Annotated in this window: 13 protein-coding genes and 3 tRNA genes; 8 read left to right on the forward strand and 8 right to left on the reverse strand. The window is 70.0% G+C overall.

The genetic code is table 11. The annotated features are described in order from the left end of the window. Nucleotides 1-55 precede the first annotated feature (55 nt). The 3 genes from EV567_RS13210 to EV567_RS13220 all read right to left on the reverse strand — a co-directional run bounded on the left by EV567_RS13210 (nt 56) and on the right by EV567_RS13220 (nt 745). Nucleotides 56-128, reverse strand: a tRNA-Gly gene (locus tag EV567_RS13210). Between the two features lie 80 nt (nt 129-208). Further along, nucleotides 209-280: transfer RNA gene (locus EV567_RS13215), tRNA-Gly, on the reverse strand. Nucleotides 281-427: 147 nt separating this feature from the next. Next, the gene (locus EV567_RS13220; protein WP_130439416.1) at nt 428-745 is read right to left on the reverse strand and encodes an Lsr2 family protein; all 318 of its coding nucleotides are present in this window, start codon (nt 743-745) and stop codon (nt 428-430) included. Between the two features lie 334 nt (nt 746-1,079). Here EV567_RS13220 and purS point away from each other — a divergent pair, with 334 nt between their 5' ends. The 6 genes from purS to purM all read left to right on the forward strand — a co-directional run bounded on the left by purS (nt 1,080) and on the right by purM (nt 8,060). Then, the gene (purS, locus tag EV567_RS13225; RefSeq protein ID WP_015659417.1) at nt 1,080-1,343 is read left to right on the forward strand and encodes a phosphoribosylformylglycinamidine synthase subunit PurS; all 264 of its coding nucleotides are present in this window, start codon (nt 1,080-1,082) and stop codon (nt 1,341-1,343) included. Beyond that, the gene (gene purQ / locus EV567_RS13230) at nt 1,340-2,020 is read left to right on the forward strand and encodes a phosphoribosylformylglycinamidine synthase subunit PurQ (RefSeq protein ID WP_130439418.1); all 681 of its coding nucleotides are present in this window, start codon (nt 1,340-1,342) and stop codon (nt 2,018-2,020) included. Before purS ends, purQ begins: the two co-directional genes overlap by 4 nt. Next, nucleotides 2,017-4,275: a phosphoribosylformylglycinamidine synthase subunit PurL gene (purL, locus tag EV567_RS13235; RefSeq protein WP_130439420.1), complete on the forward strand. Its 2,259-nt coding sequence runs from the start codon at nt 2,017-2,019 to the stop codon at nt 4,273-4,275. Before purQ ends, purL begins: the two co-directional genes overlap by 4 nt. Nucleotides 4,276-4,393: 118 nt before the next feature. Next, entirely contained in the window at nt 4,394-5,191 is a 798-nt protein-coding gene (locus EV567_RS13240) for a maleylpyruvate isomerase family mycothiol-dependent enzyme (RefSeq protein WP_130439422.1), read from the forward strand. A gap of 218 nt (nt 5,192-5,409) precedes the next feature. Then, the gene (gene purF / locus EV567_RS13245; protein ID WP_130439424.1) at nt 5,410-6,936 is read left to right on the forward strand and encodes an amidophosphoribosyltransferase; all 1,527 of its coding nucleotides are present in this window, start codon (nt 5,410-5,412) and stop codon (nt 6,934-6,936) included. Nucleotides 6,937-6,980: 44 nt separating this feature from the next. Further along, nucleotides 6,981-8,060: a phosphoribosylformylglycinamidine cyclo-ligase gene (gene purM / locus EV567_RS13250; protein ID WP_130439426.1), complete on the forward strand. Its 1,080-nt coding sequence runs from the start codon at nt 6,981-6,983 to the stop codon at nt 8,058-8,060. A gap of 85 nt (nt 8,061-8,145) precedes the next feature. Here purM and EV567_RS13255 read toward each other — a convergent pair whose 3' ends face one another. Then, nucleotides 8,146-8,397: a DUF3073 domain-containing protein gene (locus tag EV567_RS13255; protein ID WP_130439428.1), complete on the reverse strand. Its 252-nt coding sequence runs from the start codon at nt 8,395-8,397 to the stop codon at nt 8,146-8,148. 373 nt (nt 8,398-8,770) lie between these two features. Next, entirely contained in the window at nt 8,771-9,874 is a 1,104-nt protein-coding gene (locus EV567_RS13260) for a Glu/Leu/Phe/Val dehydrogenase dimerization domain-containing protein (protein ID WP_130439430.1), read from the reverse strand. A 244-nt stretch (nt 9,875-10,118) separates the two neighbouring features. Between EV567_RS13260 and EV567_RS13265 the strand changes: the two genes are divergently transcribed. Next, a complete protein-coding gene (locus EV567_RS13265) occupies nt 10,119-10,961 on the forward strand; it encodes a hypothetical protein (RefSeq protein WP_130439432.1) in 843 nt (280 codons plus the stop codon). A gap of 598 nt (nt 10,962-11,559) precedes the next feature. Next, nucleotides 11,560-11,766, forward strand: a complete 207-nt coding sequence (bldC, locus tag EV567_RS13270) for a developmental transcriptional regulator BldC (protein WP_003949541.1) — start codon at nt 11,560-11,562, stop codon at nt 11,764-11,766. Between the two features lie 579 nt (nt 11,767-12,345). On the opposite strand, the gene EV567_RS28130 is transcribed toward bldC, so the two are convergent. The 3 genes from EV567_RS28130 to hrpA all read right to left on the reverse strand — a co-directional run bounded on the left by EV567_RS28130 (nt 12,346) and on the right by hrpA (nt 17,453). Next, nucleotides 12,346-13,176 (reverse strand): DUF6274 family protein, encoded by an 831-nt coding sequence (locus EV567_RS28130; protein WP_130439434.1) that lies wholly within the window; start codon nt 13,174-13,176, stop codon nt 12,346-12,348. 152 nt (nt 13,177-13,328) lie between these two features. Next, a tRNA-Asp gene (locus tag EV567_RS13280) sits at nt 13,329-13,403 on the reverse strand. A gap of 96 nt (nt 13,404-13,499) precedes the next feature. After that, nucleotides 13,500-17,453, reverse strand: coding sequence for an ATP-dependent RNA helicase HrpA (gene hrpA / locus EV567_RS13285; protein WP_130439436.1), 3,954 nt, complete (start codon nt 17,451-17,453; stop codon nt 13,500-13,502). Between the last annotated feature and the right edge of the window lie 29 nt (nt 17,454-17,482).

Genomic DNA, 17,482 nt, shown 5'->3' on the forward strand with positions numbered 1-17,482 from the left:
CACGGTGAAGGCACACGAAAAGACCCCGGTCCGATGGACCGGGGTCTGATTCCCGAGCGGACGACGAGGTTCGAACTCGCGACCTCAACCTTGGCAAGGTTGCGCTCTACCAACTGAGCTACGTCCGCATTGCCTCCGACCGGCTCTCACCGATCGGCGCGAGCACCAGCCTACCCGATCGAACAGCGTGATCGGGACGGTGATGCAGAGCGGGTGACAGGGATCGCACACTGCGCCTTCCCCCTGGAAGGGGGATGTTCTACTACTGAACTACACCCGCGTGGCCTCCGTGAGCTGGGCTTTTCGGCCCTGCCCGGCGGCGTGCTCCAGACATTAGCCGACCATGTGGGGGGTAGCGCAAGTCGGTTGCCCCCGGGGGCCGCTGAGGACCCCGGGGGGACGCCGGCGCGATGCGGACGCGGGCGGTTCAGCGGGCGTCGGCGAACGCCTCGTAGACCTTCTTCGGGATCCGTCCGCGCGCGGGGACCTCCAGCTTGTTGGCCTGGGCCCAGGCCCGGACAGCCGCCGGGTCCGGGGCGACCTCGGTCTGCCGGTACGCCTTGCCGGACCTGGACCGCTTGCGGCCGGCCTCCACGTAGGGAGCGAGCGCCTTGCGCAGTTTCCTGGCATTGGCTTCATTCAGGTCGATCTCGTACGACTTGCCGTCGAGTCCGAAGGCGATCGTTTCCGCCGCTTCCGAGCCGTCGATGTCGTCAAAGAGAGTGACCACGACCTTCTGCGCCACGAATATCGGTCCCTTCGTTCGGCACGGCATACAGCTCAGCTGCCTGCGACATGCCGAGTCTCGGCTATTTCCAATTCATTTGTACAGTGCGCGGCAATGCAATGTGAAGCTCGACTAAATCTGTCCGCGTGTCCGAGTGCAATAGGTATCCGGGGTTCATCGGGGATCTTTCCCGTAACTTTTCGCGTACGTCCCCTTCCGGTACCGGATCGTGATGGTTGTCACGTAGCTTCCTACAACTCTACTCGCGTAGAAATTTTGTGCGGGTAGTCTGAAGACACCTGTTGGAGACATCTGCGGGCACCTGCTCAGCACCACAACACCGGGAGTGCCAGTGGCACGCGTCGTAGTCGACGTCATGCTCAAGCCGGAGATCCTCGACCCCCAGGGCCAGGCGGTGCAGCGCGCACTGCCGCGGCTCGGTTTCGAGGGGATCTCCGACGTACGTCAGGGAAAGCGATTCGAACTGGAAGTTGACGGCCCGGTCGACGAGGCCGCGCTCGCCCGCATCCATGATCTTGCGGAATCCTTCCTCGCCAACACCGTGATCGAGGACTTCACCGTCAAGGTGGAGGAAGTCGCGGAGGCCGCGAAGTGACCGCTCGTATTGGCGTCGTCACTTTCCCGGGCAGCCTCGACGACCGGGACACCCAGCGCGCGATCCGCCTCGCGGGCGCCGAACCGGTCGCTCTGTGGCACAAGGACAAGAACCTCCACCAGGTCGACGCCGTGGTGCTGTGCGGGGGCTTCTCCTACGGCGACTATCTGCGCGCCGGAGCCATCGCGCGCTTCTCGCCGGTGATGGAGCCCCTCATCGAGCAGGCCAAGGCCGGGCTGCCGGTCCTCGGCATCTGCAACGGCTTCCAGATCCTCACCGAGGCCCACCTCCTCCCGGGCGCGATGCTCGGCAACGACCACCTCCACTTCATCTGCCGCGACCAGAAGCTGCGGGTGGAGAACGCGGACACCGCCTGGACCGTCGACTACACGGCCGGCCAGGAGATCCACATCCCGCTGAAGAACATGGACGGCCGGTACGTCGCCGACGAGTACACCCTCGACAAGCTGGAGGCCGAGGGCAGGGTCGCGTTCCGCTACAGGGACTTCAACCCCAACGGCTCGCTCCGCGACATCGCCGGCATCGCCAACGAGGCCGGCAACGTCGTGGGCCTCATGCCGCACCCGGAGCACGCCGTCGAGCCCCTCATCGGCTCCGGCCGCACCGACGGCCTCCCGTTCTTCACCTCGATCCTCAAGAAGCTGGTCAACGCATGAGCCGGACGCCTCTGGACACGGTCGAGCACGCGGCCGCGACCCCCGACGTCGAGCTGCCCTGGGCCGAACTCGGCCTGAAGAAGGACGAGTACGAGCGGGTGGTGGAGATCCTCGGCCGCCGCCCGACCGGCGCCGAGCTCGCCATGTACTCCGTCATGTGGTCCGAGCACTGCTCGTACAAGTCCTCCAAGGTCCACCTGCGCCAGTTCGGCGAGAAGGCGCCGCAGAGCGACGCCCTCCTCGTCGGCATCGGCGAGAACGCCGGTGTCGTCGACGTCGGCCAGGGCTACGCGGTCACCTTCAAGGTGGAGTCGCACAACCACCCCTCCTACGTCGAGCCCTACCAGGGCGCGGCCACCGGTGTGGGCGGCATCGTGCGCGACATCATCGCGATGGGCGCCCGCCCGGTCGCCGTCGTCGACCCGCTGCGCTTCGGCGCGGCCGACCACCCCGACACCAAGCGCGTCCTGCCCGGCGTCGTCGCCGGCATCGGCGGCTACGGCAACTGCCTGGGCCTGCCCAACATCGGCGGCGAGGTCGTCTTCGACGCCTGCTACCAGGGCAACCCGCTGGTCAACGCCGGCGCCATCGGTGTGATGCGGCACGAGGACATCCATCTCGCCAAGGCGTCCGGCGCGGGCAACAAGGTCATCCTCTACGGGGCCCGCACCGGCGGCGACGGCATCGGCGGCGCGTCGATCCTCGCGTCCGAGACCTTCGACGACGCCAAGCCGTCGAAGCGTCCCGCGGTCCAGGTCGGCGACCCCTTCCAGGAGAAACTCCTCATCGAGTGCACCCTGGAGGCCTTCCGGGAGAAGCTCGTCGTCGGCATCCAGGACCTCGGCGCGGCGGGCCTGTCCTGCGCCACCTCCGAGCTGGCCTCCAACGGCTCCGGCGGCATGCGCGTCACCCTGGACGACGTACCGCTGCGCGACTCCACGCTCTCGCCCGAGGAGATCCTCATGAGCGAGTCGCAGGAACGCATGTGCGCGGTCGTCGAGCCGGAGAAGGTCGACCGCTTCCTCGCGATCTGCGACAAGTGGGACGTCATCGCCACCGTCATCGGTGAGGTGACCGACGGCGACCGCCTGGAGATCTACTGGCACGGCGGCAAGATCGTCGACGTCGACCCGCGCACGGTCGCCCATGACGGCCCGGTGTACGAGCGCCCCTACGCCCGCCCGGACTGGCAGGACGCCCTCCAGGCCGACGACGCGAACAAGCTGCCCCGGCCGGAGACGTCCGAGGCGCTGCGGAAGCAGGTCCTGAAGCTGGTCGGCTCCCCCAACCAGGCCTCCAAGCAGTGGATCACCTCCCAGTACGACCACTTCGTGCAGGGCAACACCGTCCTCGCCCAGCCCGAGGACTCCGGCATGATCCGCATCGACGAGGAGACCGGCCTCGGCGTCGCCATCGCCACCGACGGCAACGGCCGCTACGCCAAGCTGGACCCGTACCACGGCGCCCAGCTGGCCCTCGCCGAGGCGTACCGCAACGTCGCCACCACCGGCGCCAAGCCGCTCGCCGTCTCCGACTGCCTGAACTTCGGCTCGCCCGAGGACCCGGCCGTCATGTGGCAGTTCGCGGAGGCCATCCGCGGTCTCGCCGACGCCTGCCAGCAGCTCGGCACCCCGGTGACCGGCGGCAACGTCTCGCTCTACAACCAGACGGGCGAGGTCGCCATCCACCCGACCCCGGTCGTGGCCGTCCTCGGCGTCATCGACGACGTGACCCGCCGCACCCCGGTCGCCTTCCAGGAGGAAGGACAGCTGCTCTACCTCCTCGGCGACACCCGCGAGGAGTTCGGCGGCTCGGCCTGGTCCCAGGTCGTCCACGACCACCTCGGCGGTCTGCCGCCCAAGGTGGACCTGGAGCGGGAACGGCTCCTCGCCGAGATCCTGATCTCCGCCTCCCGCGACGGCATGATCGACTCCGCGCACGACCTGTCCGACGGCGGTCTGATCCAGGCGGTCGTCGAGTCGGCGCTGCTGGGCGGCAAGGGTGCGCGGCTGATCGTCCCGGACGGGCTGGACGCGTTCACCTTCCTGTTCTCGGAGTCGGCCGGTCGCGCGGTCGTCGCCGTCCCGCGCTCGGAGGAGCTCCGCTTCAACGACATGTGCGGCGCCCGGGGTCTGCCGGCCACCCGCATCGGCGTGGTCGACGGGGACACCGTGGACGTCCAGGGCGAGTTCGCGCTCTCCCTGGCCGAACTGCGCACGGCGCACGAGGAGACCATCCCGGCGCTGCTGGCGTAGGAGCCGCACGGCCTGCTGAGCCGTCGTACGACGCCGAAGGCCCCGCCCGTCCGAGACGGTTCTCGACGGGCGGGGCCTTCGGCCGTCCCCGGGTGGGCCGCCGCATAGGCTCATGGGCATGTCCCCGGCGAAGAAGCGCACCAGGAGCTACGACCCCGCCAGGATCCGCGCGGCCGTCCTCGGCCAGCTCGGGCACGTCCATCTGGCCGTCCGCCGGCTCACCCCCGAACAGCTGGCCCTCCCGACACGGCTCGACGGATGGAACGTGCGGGCGCTGGTCGCGCACGTCGGGACAGCCCTAACGGCCGTCGGCCGGGCCCTCGACCTCCCGGAGCCGGCACGACAGGACGCAACGGTCCTCGACTGGCCGTTCGCCACCGCCGCGAACGCCGCGGCCATCGACGAGTCCGCCCGCGCGCTCGCCGAGCGCACCCCCGACCTGGACGTCCATCTCACCGGCGTGGCCCGGCAGCTCGCCGAGCAGCTCGACGCCCACCCCGGCGACAGGCTGCTGCAGACCGCGGCCGGGGCCATGCCGCTCGGCGACTACCTGGTCACGCGTGCCGTCGAACTCGTCGTCCACACCGATGACCTCAACGCCGCCGTCCCCGGTCTGGACGTCCCCCACGACCGCCAGGCCCTCGCCGCCGCCACCCGGCTCCTCGCCGACGCCCTCGCGGTCAGGGCCCCCGGCGGAGCGACCGAGGTGCGGGTGCCGCCGTTCGCCGTCGTGCAGTGCGTCGAGGGTCCCAGGCACACCCGGGGCACCCCGCCCAACGTCGTCGAGACCGACCCGCTGACCTGGATCCGGCTGGCGACCGGACGGCTCACCTGGGCGGACGCGGTCGCCGGGGCGAAGGTGAGCGCGAGCGGCGAGCGCGCCGACCTCGCCTCTTTGCTGCCGCTGATGTCCTGACACGACGCCGATCGGTGTGCGACACCTCACTCGCGCCTTGGAGAAGGGCTCCGGGGCGGGTGTCGCGGGAGCGCTCCCGGAGCCTTCGAGAAGTAGCGAAACACGGAGCTGACCTGCGCAAACGCGCTCCGGGAAGGAGCCCGGGGCAGCTCAAGATCGAGTTACCGGCGAGTATCCCCAATTCGGACCAGTGGACGACCTCGCCTACACTCGATGTCGTGCCACGTGGTGACGGTCGACTCAGTCATGATCTGCTCCCCGGCGAGAAGGGCCCCCAGGACGCTTGCGGCGTCTTCGGTGTCTGGGCTCCGGGTGAAGAGGTCGCCAAGCTCACTTACTTCGGGCTCTACGCCCTCCAGCATCGGGGTCAGGAATCCGCGGGAATCGCGGTGAGCAACGGCTCCCAGATCCTCGTCTTCAAGGACATGGGCCTCGTGTCCCAGGTCTTCGACGAGACCTCCCTCGGTTCGCTCCAGGGTCACATCGCGGTCGGACACGCCCGCTACTCGACCACCGGCGCCTCCGTGTGGGAGAACGCCCAGCCGACGTTCCGCGCCACCGCGCACGGATCGATCGCGCTCGGCCACAACGGCAATCTCGTCAACACCGCCCAGCTCGCCGAGATGGTCGCCGACCTGCCCAAGCAGGAGGGGCGCACCCAGCGTGTGGCGGCCACCAACGACACCGACCTGCTCACCGCGCTCCTCGCGGCCCAGGTCGACGAGGACGGCAAGCCCCTGACCATCGAGGAGGCCGCCCACGCGGTCCTGCCGAAGGTCCGCGGCGCCTTCTCCCTCGTCTTCATGGACGAGCACACCCTCTACGCAGGCCGCGACCCGCAGGGCATCCGCCCGCTGGTCCTCGGCCGGCTGGAGCGCGGCTGGGTCGTCGCCTCCGAGACCGCCGCCCTCGACATCACGGGCGCCAGCTTCGTCCGCGAGATAGAGCCGGGCGAGTTCGTGGCGATCGACGAGAACGGTCTGCGCACCTCCCGATTCGCGGAAGCGAAGCCCAAGGGCTGCGTCTTCGAGTACGTGTACCTGGCCCGCCCGGACACCGACATCGCCGGGCGCAACGTGTACCTCTCCCGCGTGGAGATGGGCCGCAAGCTCGCCAAGGAGGCGCCGGCCGAGGCCGACCTGGTGATAGCGACCCCGGAGTCCGGCACCCCGGCCGCCATCGGCTACGCGGAGGCCTCCGGAATCCCCTTCGGCTCCGGCCTGGTCAAGAACGCCTACGTCGGCCGGACCTTCATCCAGCCCTCGCAGACCATCCGGCAGCTCGGCATCCGCCTGAAGCTGAACCCGCTGAAGGAAGTCATCAAGGGCAAGCGCCTGGTCGTCGTCGACGACTCCATCGTGCGCGGCAACACCCAGCGCGCCCTGGTCCGCATGCTGCGCGAGGCGGGCGCCGCCGAGGTCCACATCCGGATCTCCTCGCCGCCGGTGAAGTGGCCCTGCTTCTTCGGCATCGACTTCGCCACGCGCGCGGAGCTCATCGCCAACGGCATGACCATCGACGAGATCGGCACCTCGCTCGGCGCCGACTCCCTGGCGTACATCTCCATCGACGGCATGATCGAGGCGACCACCATCGCCAAGCCGAACCTGTGCCGCGCCTGCTTCGACGGCGAGTACCCGATGGAACTCCCGGACCCCGAGCTGCTCGGCAAGCAGCTGCTGGAGACGGAGCTGGCCGCCGGCCCCGCCGCCACGGCCGCCGCCGACGCGATCCGCCGCCCGTAGACGGTCCGTAACACCCGCCGTACGACACGAAGGTTCTCCTAGCCATGTCTGAGACCCCCATCGCCGAGGGCGGCGCCAGCTACGCAGCCGCGGGCGTCGACATCGACGCGGGCGACCGCGCCGTCGAGCTGATGAAGGAGTGGGTGAAGAAGACGCAGCGCCCCGAGGTCCTCGGCGGCCTCGGCGGCTTCGCCGGCCTCTTCGACGCCTCCGCCCTCAAGCGCTACGAGCGCCCGCTGCTCGCCTCCGCCACGGACGGCGTCGGCACCAAGGTGGACGTCGCGCGCCGGCTCGGCGTCTACGACACCATCGGCCACGACCTGGTCGCCATGGTCATGGACGACATCGTGGTGTGCGGCGCGGAGCCGCTGTTCATGACCGACTACATCTGCGTCGGCAAGGTCCACCCCGAGCGGGTCGCCGCCATCGTCAAGGGCATCGCCGAGGGCTGTGTGCTGGCCGGCTGCGCCCTGGTGGGCGGTGAGACGGCCGAGCACCCGGGCCTGCTCGGAGAGGACGACTTCGACGTCGCCGGCGCCGGTACGGGCGTCGTGGAGGCCGACCGCCTGCTGGGACCCGACCGCATCCGCACGGGTGACACGGTGATCGCCATGGCGGCCTCCGGCCTTCACTCCAACGGGTACTCCCTCGTCCGGCACGTCCTGCTGGACCAGGCCGGCCTCTCCCTCGACGCGCACGTCGAGGAGTTCGGCCGCACCCTGGGCGAGGAGCTCCTGGTGCCGACGAAGATCTACTCGCTCGACTGCCTGGCGCTCACCCGCACCACCGACGTCCACGCCTTCTCGCACATCACCGGCGGCGGCCTCGCGGCCAACCTCGCCCGGGTCGTCCCGGACGGGCTGCACGCCGTCGTCGACCGCTCCACCTGGACGCCCGCCCCGGTGTTCGACCTCGTCGGCAGGACGGGCCGGGTCGAGCGGCTGGAGCTGGAGAAGACGCTGAACATGGGCGTGGGCATGATCGCCGTGGTCCCGGCGGACTCCACCGACGTGGCCCTGGCGACGCTGGCCGACCGAGGGGTCGACGCCTGGGTCGCCGGCGAGATCACCGAGCGCGGCGAGCACCCCACGGGGGCGCAGCTCGTCGGGGACTACGCGGTCTGACGCCTGCGAGCGCCGGGCCCCGCACGCAGCACAAGACCCGGTCGGCGACCGAAGTCACCGACCGGGTGAGTGCACTGATGCAGGGTCAAGCGCCGCGACGGTGTTGGTGCGGGGACTCCTCGTCCTCGCCATCGTCGTCGTCCCCGTACAGCTCGGCGTACCGGGCGTACGGGTCGTCGTCCTGCTCATCGTCCTCGAACGGCTCGCCATTCGGCGGCATGTTCGATGGCGATGCGCCCAGCTCTTCGGCCAGGCGTGAGAGATCCGTCCCGCCGCTGTTGTACTTCAGCTGGCGGGCGACCTTCGCTTGCTTGGCCTTGGCCCGGCCGCGCCCCATGGCTCGACCCCCTCAACGACGGGGCTCGACGGCCCCAGAGTCTTGACACGCGTTCATGATCCGGAACGGACTCTCCGCAGAGAGGCCGGTCCGTAGGGCTTCCACGGTACCTGAGCCCGCACCCATACGGTACGTCGCCCGTGGCACGCGCGTGTGCACAGAGCCTTCGAGGCGCCCCGTCCTCGCTGGTCAGTGGCGATTTTAACCACTTATCCGCGGCCGACCCGCCGGGAAGAGTGAGAGTTCTCTCCAACTTTCCGCCCGGCGGTACCGGCGAAAGCCTCCGGAGCGGCCCCGCGATCTCAGCGGAACCGTACGCTCCGGTCGGCCGCCGGGCTCGCCGCCCGGCCCCTCCTCCGCCCGGTCGCCCGGCTCAGCGGCCGCGCGCCCGGGCCGCCTCGTGCATCCGCTGCTCGGCGATCCGGTCGGCCGCCGCGGCCGGCGGAATCCCATCTTCCTTCGCACGTGCGAAGATTGCGAGCGTGGTGTCGTAGATCCTCGCGGCCTTCGCCTTGCACCGGTCGAAGTCGAACCCGTGCAGCTCGTCGGCGACCTGGATGACCCCGCCGGCGTTCACCACGTAGTCCGGCGCGTAGAGGATCCCGCGGTCGGCGAGGTCCTTCTCGACGCCGGGGTGGGCGAGCTGGTTGTTGGCCGCGCCGCAGACCACCTTGGCCGTGAGCACCGGGACGGAGGTGTCGTCGAGCGCCCCGCCGAGGGCGCAGGGCGCGTAGATGTCCAGGCCCTCGACGCGGATCAGCTCCTCGGTGTCCGCGACGGCCGTCACGCCCTGCGGATGCCGGTCGAGGATCCGGCGTACGGCGTCCTCGCGCACGTCCGTGACGACGACCTCCGCGCCCTCGTCGCGCAGGTGCTGCACCAGGTGGTGGCCGACCTTGCCGACGCCGGCGACGCCGACCCGGCGGCCGCGCAGGGTGGGGTCGCCCCACAGTTGCTGGGCGCTCGCCCGCATGCCCTGGTAGACGCCGAACGCGGTCAGCACGGAGGAGTCGCCCGCGCCGCCGTTCTCCGGGGAGCGTCCGGTCGTCCAGCGGCACTCGCGCGCCACGACGTCCATGTCGGCGACATAGGTGCCGACGTCGCAGGCGGTCACGTACCGCCCGCCGAGCGAGGCCACGAAACGGCCGTACGCGAGCAGCAGCTCTTCGGTCTTGATCGTGTCGGGGTCGCCGATGATCACGGCCTTGCCGCCGCCGTGGTCGAGCCCGGCCATGGCGTTCTTGTACGACATCCCCCGCGCGAGGTTCAGCGCGTCGGCGACGGCCTCGGCCTCGGTCGCGTAGGGATAGAAGCGGGTGCCGCCGAGGGCGGGGCCCAGTGCGGTGGAGTGGAGGGCGATGACGGCCTTGAGGCCGCTCGCGCGGTCCTGACAGAGCACGACTTGCTCATGACCCCCCTGATCCGAGTGGAACAGGGTGTGCAGTACATCAGCGTGCGCGCCGGATACGTCGGTCACTGTGGTGACTCCTGGGTAACTAGCGGCGGGTGGGGACGGGGGCCCCGTAGAGGTGGCGGGGCCCGTGGGATGAGCGTAGAGCCTGGACGGTCCGCTGATCGCCTGCTGTGCGCGATCACTTTCCCGCGGGGCGGCGATCCCCTTCTCCCGGAGTAAGGACGCGGGACGATTTCCATGTTTCCGGCCCGCCCGTCAGGCGGGCCCGGAAGGTTTCCCGGCCGGTCTGACGGGGAGGGAAGGAGGCGTGCCCCAGGTGTCCTCGGTGACCGTCCCGTACGCGGCCTATCTGCGCGTGTACGAGCCGCTGGCCGCCTTCCCCGAGCCGGAGCGCGGCCACTGGGAGCGCTACGCCCGCCGTACCGACCGGCCCTCCTACCAGGACGAACTGCGCCGCTCGCTGGCCGACCTGCTGGCCACCCCGCCGATCGCGGTGCCGGTGCAGGAGAGCGGGGACGCCTTCGTGCTGGAGGTGGAGGGCGTGGTGTGCGTGTGCCCCTGGCGCACCCGGCTGCGCGGCTGGCAGGCCCTGGGCGAACTCGGCGACGAACTACCCGGGCCGGTGCTGGACGCGGTCCTGCCCCCGGTGGTCCGGCTCCAGGCCACGCAGGACTACGAGCGCTGGCTGACCCGCAACCCCGACGCCCGCCCCTGGATCCGCACCGCGACCTGGCAGGTCCCGCTGGACTGGTTCGCCCTCGTCTCCGACGAGGAGCGCGAGTACGACAAGGGCGCCGCCGGGCTCGCCCCGGTGCTGCGCTACCGCACGCCGATGGTCCAGGCCCGGCGGCGCGTCGCCCGGTCCCTGCGCGCGCTGAAGGACGCCCTCGACGAGGGGCCGCTGATCGAGGGCCTGGTGGACGTGGGGCGCTGGCTGGAGGAGTTCCACCCGCGCTCGCTGGTCGAGCTGGACTACGGCGGGCTGGTCCACGCGCTGCCGGCCGGCGAGCTGGAGGACGACCACTCGGCGGCGGACGTGGCCGCCGGTGTCGACGCCCTGCGCCGGGGGGACGGCGCGGCGGCGGGCGAGGCCTACGGCAGGCTCGTCGAGCGGTGGCGGTCGGTGCGGGACCGGCGCTCCGCGAACTGACGGGGCGGCAGGAGCGGCAGCGCGGCGGCGGCGAGAGCGTGACGGCGGTGGCGTGCCCTTTTCCGATGATCTGTCCGTTGAGTGACGTGGGTCACGGCCATAAGCGGGCGATCAGCGTACGGTCAACCGAACTTCACGGAACGGACGGGACGTAGATCCCGATCCGGGCTTATGTCTCAAGGGTGACGGACCGCACGTACGGGGCCCTTGCGTCGCTTGCCCCTCCTCGTGCCAAAATAGGACAAGGAGTCCGGGGAGGGCTCCGTCCGTCCACTTGTGCTCCATCGTGGGGGGAATCTCAGCATTGCACGCTTTGGGGGGTCTGGTGACTCCTGATCGCCATGTGACTGATCGTCACACCGGCGTGACTGTCCGCTATGGCATGGTCCATCGGCTTCCGTCGCCGATGAACACCTGGGGGGCAATTCCATCGGTTTGGCCGACGCGGCTGGACAGATGGTGTAGTTGTAGTGCCGAGGACAAGCCGTTCGTCCTATAACCGACTCGACTCGCGTCCGCCATTTCGGGCAACGCGGGTCAAGGTGCAGAATTTAGAGGAAAGAACCGAGAAGGTTCGGTTCTCCCGAGGAGGCCGCTCATGACCGCTCGCACCCCTGATGCTGAGCCGCTGCTGACCCCGGCTGAGGTCGCCACCATGTTCCGCGTGGACCCGAAGACGGTCACGCGGTGGGCGAAGGCCGGCAAGCTCACGTCGATCCGCACGCTCGGCGGGCATCGCCGTTACCGCGAGGCTGAGGTCCGCGCCCTGCTGGCGGGCATCCCGCAGCAGCGCAGCGAGGCCTGAACAACTCAATAACCGGGCAAAACGGCAGGTCCCCCAATCTGTCGAGGTGCCTGAACCCTAGCTCCAAACGACGCGGGTCCTGCCCCAACAGGCCCGTCGCCCACACGGTGCGTCGTCGATCGCGCTGGACTCCGCCGGGTTCAGCGCGATTCTTTTTTTGCCCTCCGGCCCGCCATCCGCCGGTGCTCGTGGGCGGGTTGCGGGGGGTTCGGTGGGGGTTCTTCAGGTCGGGCGGGGTGCGGCGGGCGGCGGTGTGAGCGGGGCGGTGAGCGGCCTTGTCGGAGTCTGGGGAGTCTCTGGGAAGGTTCGTGGAGGGTTGCGAGGGTGGCCCTTCAGGGTAGTGCAATTGCACATATTAAATTGACCAGTTGTAGGAGACTGGTAAGAACCGGGGTTTCGGAAACTCATGCGGTGACACCCGTCACATGCTGTTGACCTTGAACGCGTCATCTCAAGTGCGCTAGTGGAAGCGCTTGTTGTGGGGCCTCGTGGTGGCCGCCCGCGTGCTCCGGTCGGCCCGGGAGCCCCGGCTGGGGCGCCCAGCGGGGGCGGCCGGGAGGGGCGGGCTTGCGCGATCCCTCACGACTCCCCGGCCGGGGGACGCTGTGGCGGGGCCTCTGGCGGTGATTCGGCTCGGCGGTGCTGTGGCGGGGCGGCTCGCGGTGACTCGTCCTGGCGGCTCTGTGGCGCGGGCTCTCCTGCTGGTTCGCCCTGGTGGCTCCGTGAGGGGTCGTGCGGGGGTCCGGCTCGGTGAGGTTGCTGGACCTCGTTCCCTTGTTCGGCGTGGCGCGGCCGCGGGGCCCCGTGCGGCAGTTCGGGTCGGCGGCTCGCGGCGGCTCCGTGTGGCGGCTCGGCCGGGCTGGGCTGTGGCGCGGCCGCTGGTGGTGGTTCGGTCCGGCGTGGCTGCGGGGCTCCGTGTGGTGGCTCGGCCTGGTTGTTCCGTGGCGCGGCTGCCTGGGGCGGCTCGGGTCGGGGTTGTGGCCGGGTGTCTCGGGGCGGCCCGGACTGGGGGCTCGGAGGGGTTTTGGGTGGCACGCCGGGCTGGCGGCGGTCCGGCTGTGGTTCCGGCGGTCGTCCGGGCGTTCGAGGGGGCTGCTGGGGGACGTGAGCGTTCCCGGCTTCGCACGGTGGTTCCGTCCGGTGGGTCTGCCGGCTCCCGCCGGCCTCCGGAGGCCCGCCGGCTTCCCGGTCGGGCCGGTCCGCCGGGACCGCCTGGGCCTCGCGGCCCTCGAAGGCGCAGGTCTCCCGGGGCTCTTGGCTCTCCCGATCCTCTTCCCTGAGGTCGCTCTCGGCGAGGCGCAGGAGGCGGTGGCAGATGGGGCAGTGGCGGGTGAGGTGGCGGTAGGACGACGCGGCCGACAGGTGCGCGCGGAGCAGCGCCCGCGTCTCGTGCCCGGCCGATGCCGCCATACGCCACCTCCAGCGGGACCACGCCGACGGCGGTGTCCTGAACTCCGGGGTACCGAGGGAACGTGACGCCGTCAAGGGCGCGGCGCGTACGGCGCGCCACCGGGACGCGAAAAGAGCCCGGGTCCGAAGACCCGGGCTCTTTTCGATCTGTGCGGTCCTGACGGGATTTGAACCCGCGGCCTCCACCTTGACAGGGTGGCGAGCACTCCAAACTGCTCCACAGGACCAGGCTTTGCGGCGCCTTCCCGCTGCGCCGTGCTGCGAAACGAGACTCTACAGGAGGGTGGCCCGCCTGGTCGAACTCACCCTCCGTGCAGTGCCCGTCACGGCGCGGCGGCGTCGATCGCCTTCACGATCCGCTTGTCCGAGACGGGGTACGCCGTGCCCAACGCGTGGGCGAAATAGCTGACCCGGAGCTCCTCGATCATCCAGCGGATGTCCAGGACCGAGGACGGCACCGGCCGGCCCTCGGGCAGCTGCTCCAGCAGCCAGGCGTACTCGTCCTGCATCTCGTGGACCTTCTCCATGCGGGTCGTGTCCCGCTGGGCGTTGGTCGGCATCTGCTGCAACCGTCGGTCCACGGCGATGAGATACCGCATCAGGTCCGGCAGCCGGCGCAGCCCCGTCTGCGTCACGAACCCGGGCCGCACCAGCGCGTCCAGCTGTTTGCGCACGTCCGCCAGGTTCTGGAGCAGCGCGGTGCTGCGTACGCCCTTCAGCCGGCGCTCGCAGGCCTGCCAGGCGGCCAGCACCTGCTGCACCTGCCCCACCGCCCGCACGGTCGTGTCCACGATCTCGGCGCGCACCTTGTCGTACAGCTTCCGGTACGACTCCTCGTCCCACGCCGGACCGCCGAAGTCGCCGATCAGCTTGTCCGCGGCCGCCATCGCGCAGTCGTCGAACAGCGCCTGGATCGAACCGTGCGGATTCGCCGACAGCGCGAGCTTCTGAGCGTTCGTCATCTTCTCGGACGCGAACTTCGCAGGATTGACCGGGATGGACCGCAGGATGAGGCGGCGCGTGCCCTTCCACATCGCCTCCGCCTGCTCCGCCTCCGTGTCGAACAGCCGTACGGAGACGGTGTTCTTCGCCGGGCCGTCGTCGACCAAGGCCGGATACGCCTTCACCGGCTGCCCGGCACGGCGGGTCTCGAAGACGGGGGTCAGCGCGCCGATCGTCCAGTCCGTCAGCCCCGACCGCTCCAGGGACTCGCCGCCCTGCCGCTCGGCGGTGGCCGCGGCGGCCTGGGAGAGGGCCTGACGCGCCTTCGGCTTCAGCCGGAGCTTCAGCGCCTGAAGGTCCTTGTCCTCGGCGAGCTTGCGCCGCCGCTCGTCGACGATCCGGAACGTGATCTTCAGATGGTCCGGGACCTTCGACCAGTCGAAGTCCTCGGCCTCGAAGGGCACGCCGACCATCCGCTTGAGCTCACGGTTCATGGCGACCGTGATCGGCTCGTGGGAGGGCGCCGCCTGCTCCAGGAACCGCTTGGCGAAGTTCGGCGCCGGCACGTAGTGGCGGCGGATCGGCTTCGGCAGGGAGCGGATCAGTTCGGTGACGATCTCCTCCCGCAGGCCCGGGATCTGCCAGTCGAACCCCTCGTCGGTGACCTGGTTGAGCACCTGGAGCGGGATGTGGACGGTCACGCCGTCCGCGTCCGCGCCCGGCTCGAACTGGTACGTGACCCGGAACTTCAGCTGCCCCTGCCGCCAGGAGTCCGGATAGTCGGCCTTGGTGACCGCCTCCGCCGACTCCCGGATGAGCATCTCCCGCTCGAAGTCCAGGAAGTCGGGCTGCTCGTGCCGCTTGCGCTTCCACCAGGAGTCGAAGTGCGCGCCGGACACCACGTGCTCGGGCACCCGTTGGTCGTAGAAGTCGAACAGGGTGTCGTCGTCGACCACGATGTCCCGCCGCCGGGCCCGGTGCTCCAACTCCTCGACCTCGCTTCGGAGCTTGCGGTTGTCGGCGTAGAACTTGTGGTGCGTGCGCCAGTCGCCCTCCACGAGCGCGTTGCGAATGAAAAGCTCGCGGCTCGTCTCCGGGTCGATGCGGCCGTAGTTGACCTTCCGCTGGGCGACGATCGGCACGCCGTACAGCGTGACCTTCTCGTACGCCATGACCGCCGCCTGGTCCTTCTCCCAGTGCGGCTCGCTGTACGTCCGCTTCAGCAGATGGCCGGCGAGCGGCTCGACCCACTCGGGCTCGATCTTCGCGTTGACGCGGGCCCACAGCCGGCTCGTCTCCACCAGCTCCGCCGACATCACGAAGCGCGGCTGCTTCTTGAACAGCGCCGAACCCGGGAAGATCGCGAACTTGGCGTTGCGAGCGCCCAAATACTCGTTCTTGTTGCCGTCCTTCACGTCCTTCATCCCGACGTGGGAGAGAAGGCCGGCAAGGAGGGAGACGTGGACGCTGTCGCCGGCGGCGTCCTGTTCGTTGAGGTGGATACCCATCTGCTTGGCGACCGTGCGCAGCTGGGTGTAGATGTCCTGCCATTCGCGGATGCGCAGGAAGTTGAGGTACTCCTGCTTGCACATGCGGCGGAAAGAGGACGAGCCGCGCTCGCGCTGCTGCTCCCGCACGTACCGCCACAGGTTCAGGTAGGCGAGGAAGTCGCTGGTCTCGTCCCGGAAGCGGGCGTGCTGCTGGTCGGCCTGCGCCTGCTTGTCGGCCGGGCGCTCACGCGGGTCCTGGATGGACAGCGCGGCGGCTATGACCATGACCTCGCGTGCGCAGCCGTTCTTGTCGGCCTCCAGGACCATACGGGCCAGGCGGGGGTCGACCGGCAGCTGGGCGAGCTTGCGGCCGGTCTGGGTGAGCCGCTTGCGCGGGTCCTTCTCGGCCGGGTCCAGCGCGTTCAGCTCCTGCAGCAGCTGCACGCCGTCGCGGATGTTGCGGTGGTCCGGCGGGTCGATGAACGGGAACTTCTCGATGTCGCCGAGGCCGGCCGCGGTCATCTGCAGGATGACGGAGGCCAGGTTGGTGCGCAGGATCTCCGCGTCCGTGAACTCCGGGCGCGCCTCGAAGTCGTCCTCGCTGTACAGCCGGATGCAGATGCCGTCGCTGGTCCGTCCGCAGCGGCCCTTGCGCTGGTTGGCGCTGGCCTGCGAGATCGGCTCGATGGGCAGCCGCTGCACCTTGGTGCGGTGGCTGTAGCGGCTGATGCGGGCGAAGCCGGGGTCGATGACGTACTTGATGCCGGGGACGGTGAGGGAGGTCTCCGCGACGTTCGTCGCCAGCACGATCCTGCGCCCGGTGTGCGCCTGGAAGACGCGGTGCTGCTCGGCGTGGGACAGACGGGCGTAGAGGGGGAGGACCTCGGTGAACCGGTATCTCTTCTTCTCCAGCGCGTCCGCGGTGTCCCGGATCTCCCGCTCGCCGGAGAGGAAGACGAGGATGTCGCCCTGCCCCTCGCCCATCAGCTCCTCGACGGCGTCGCAGATCGCGGTGATCTGGTCCCGGTCGACGTCCTCGGAATCCTCCTCCAGAAGCGGCCGGTACCGCACCTCCACCGGGTACGTCCGCCCGCTGACCTCGATGATCGGGGCGTCCCCGAAGTGCCGGGAGAACCGCTCGGGGTCGATGGTCGCCGAGGTGATGACGACCTTGAGGTCGGGGCGGCGGGGGAGCAGCTGGGCGAGGTAGCCCAGCAGGAAGTCGATGTTGAGGGACCGCTCGTGGGCCTCGTCGATGATGATCGTGTCGTAGGCGCGCAGCTCGCGGTCGGTCTGGATCTCCGCGAGCAGGATGCCGTCCGTCATCAGCTTGACGAAGGTGGCGTCCGGGTTCACCTGGTCGGTGAACCGCACCTTCCAGCCGACGGCCTCGCCGAGCGGGGTCCTGAGCTCCTCCGCGACCCGCTCGGCCACGGTGCGGGCGGCGATCCGGCGGGGCTGGGTGTGCCCGATCATCCCGCGCACCCCTCGCCCCAGCTCCATGCAGATCTTCGGGATCTGCGTGGTCTTGCCGGACCCGGTCTCACCGGCCACGATGACGACCTGGTGATCACGGATGGCGGCCGCGATCTCGTCCTTCTTCTGGCTGACCGGCAGCTGCTCGGGATAGGTGACGGCGGGGACGCGGGCACGCCGCGTCCCCATCCGTTCCTCGGCCTGTACGACCTCGGCCTCGATCTCGGCGAGCACGGCGGCCCGCGCCTCCGGCTTGCGGATCTTGCGCGCACCTTCGAGCCTGCGCCCGAGCCGGTGCGCATCGCGCAGCGACAGCTCGGTCAGACGGGGGGCGAGGGCGCCGAGGGCGGGGGCGGGATGCGTAGACATACGCGATCCAGGATCTCATCCCGGAGAAA

It is taken from the genome of Streptomyces sp. BK239, assembly GCF_004217285.1.
In the GTDB taxonomy this organism is placed as follows: domain Bacteria; phylum Actinomycetota; class Actinomycetes; order Streptomycetales; family Streptomycetaceae; genus Streptomyces.

Excerpts from the sequence above, each read along its gene's own strand:
- purL (WP_130439420.1), top strand. The coding sequence starts at position 2,017 with ATGAGCCGGACGCCTCTGGACACGGTCGAGCACGCGGCCGCGACCCCC.
- EV567_RS13240 (WP_130439422.1), top strand. The coding sequence starts at position 4,394 with ATGTCCCCGGCGAAGAAGCGCACCAGGAGCTACGACCCCGCCAGGATC.
- purM (WP_130439426.1), top strand. The coding sequence starts at position 6,981 with ATGTCTGAGACCCCCATCGCCGAGGGCGGCGCCAGCTACGCAGCCGCG.
- EV567_RS13255 (WP_130439428.1), bottom strand. The coding sequence starts at position 8,397 with ATGGGGCGCGGCCGGGCCAAGGCCAAGCAAGCGAAGGTCGCCCGCCAG.
- bldC (WP_003949541.1), top strand. The coding sequence starts at position 11,560 with ATGACCGCTCGCACCCCTGATGCTGAGCCGCTGCTGACCCCGGCTGAG.
- EV567_RS28130 (WP_130439434.1), bottom strand. The coding sequence starts at position 13,176 with ATGGCGGCATCGGCCGGGCACGAGACGCGGGCGCTGCTCCGCGCGCAC.
- hrpA (WP_130439436.1), bottom strand. The coding sequence starts at position 17,453 with ATGTCTACGCATCCCGCCCCCGCCCTCGGCGCCCTCGCCCCCCGTCTG.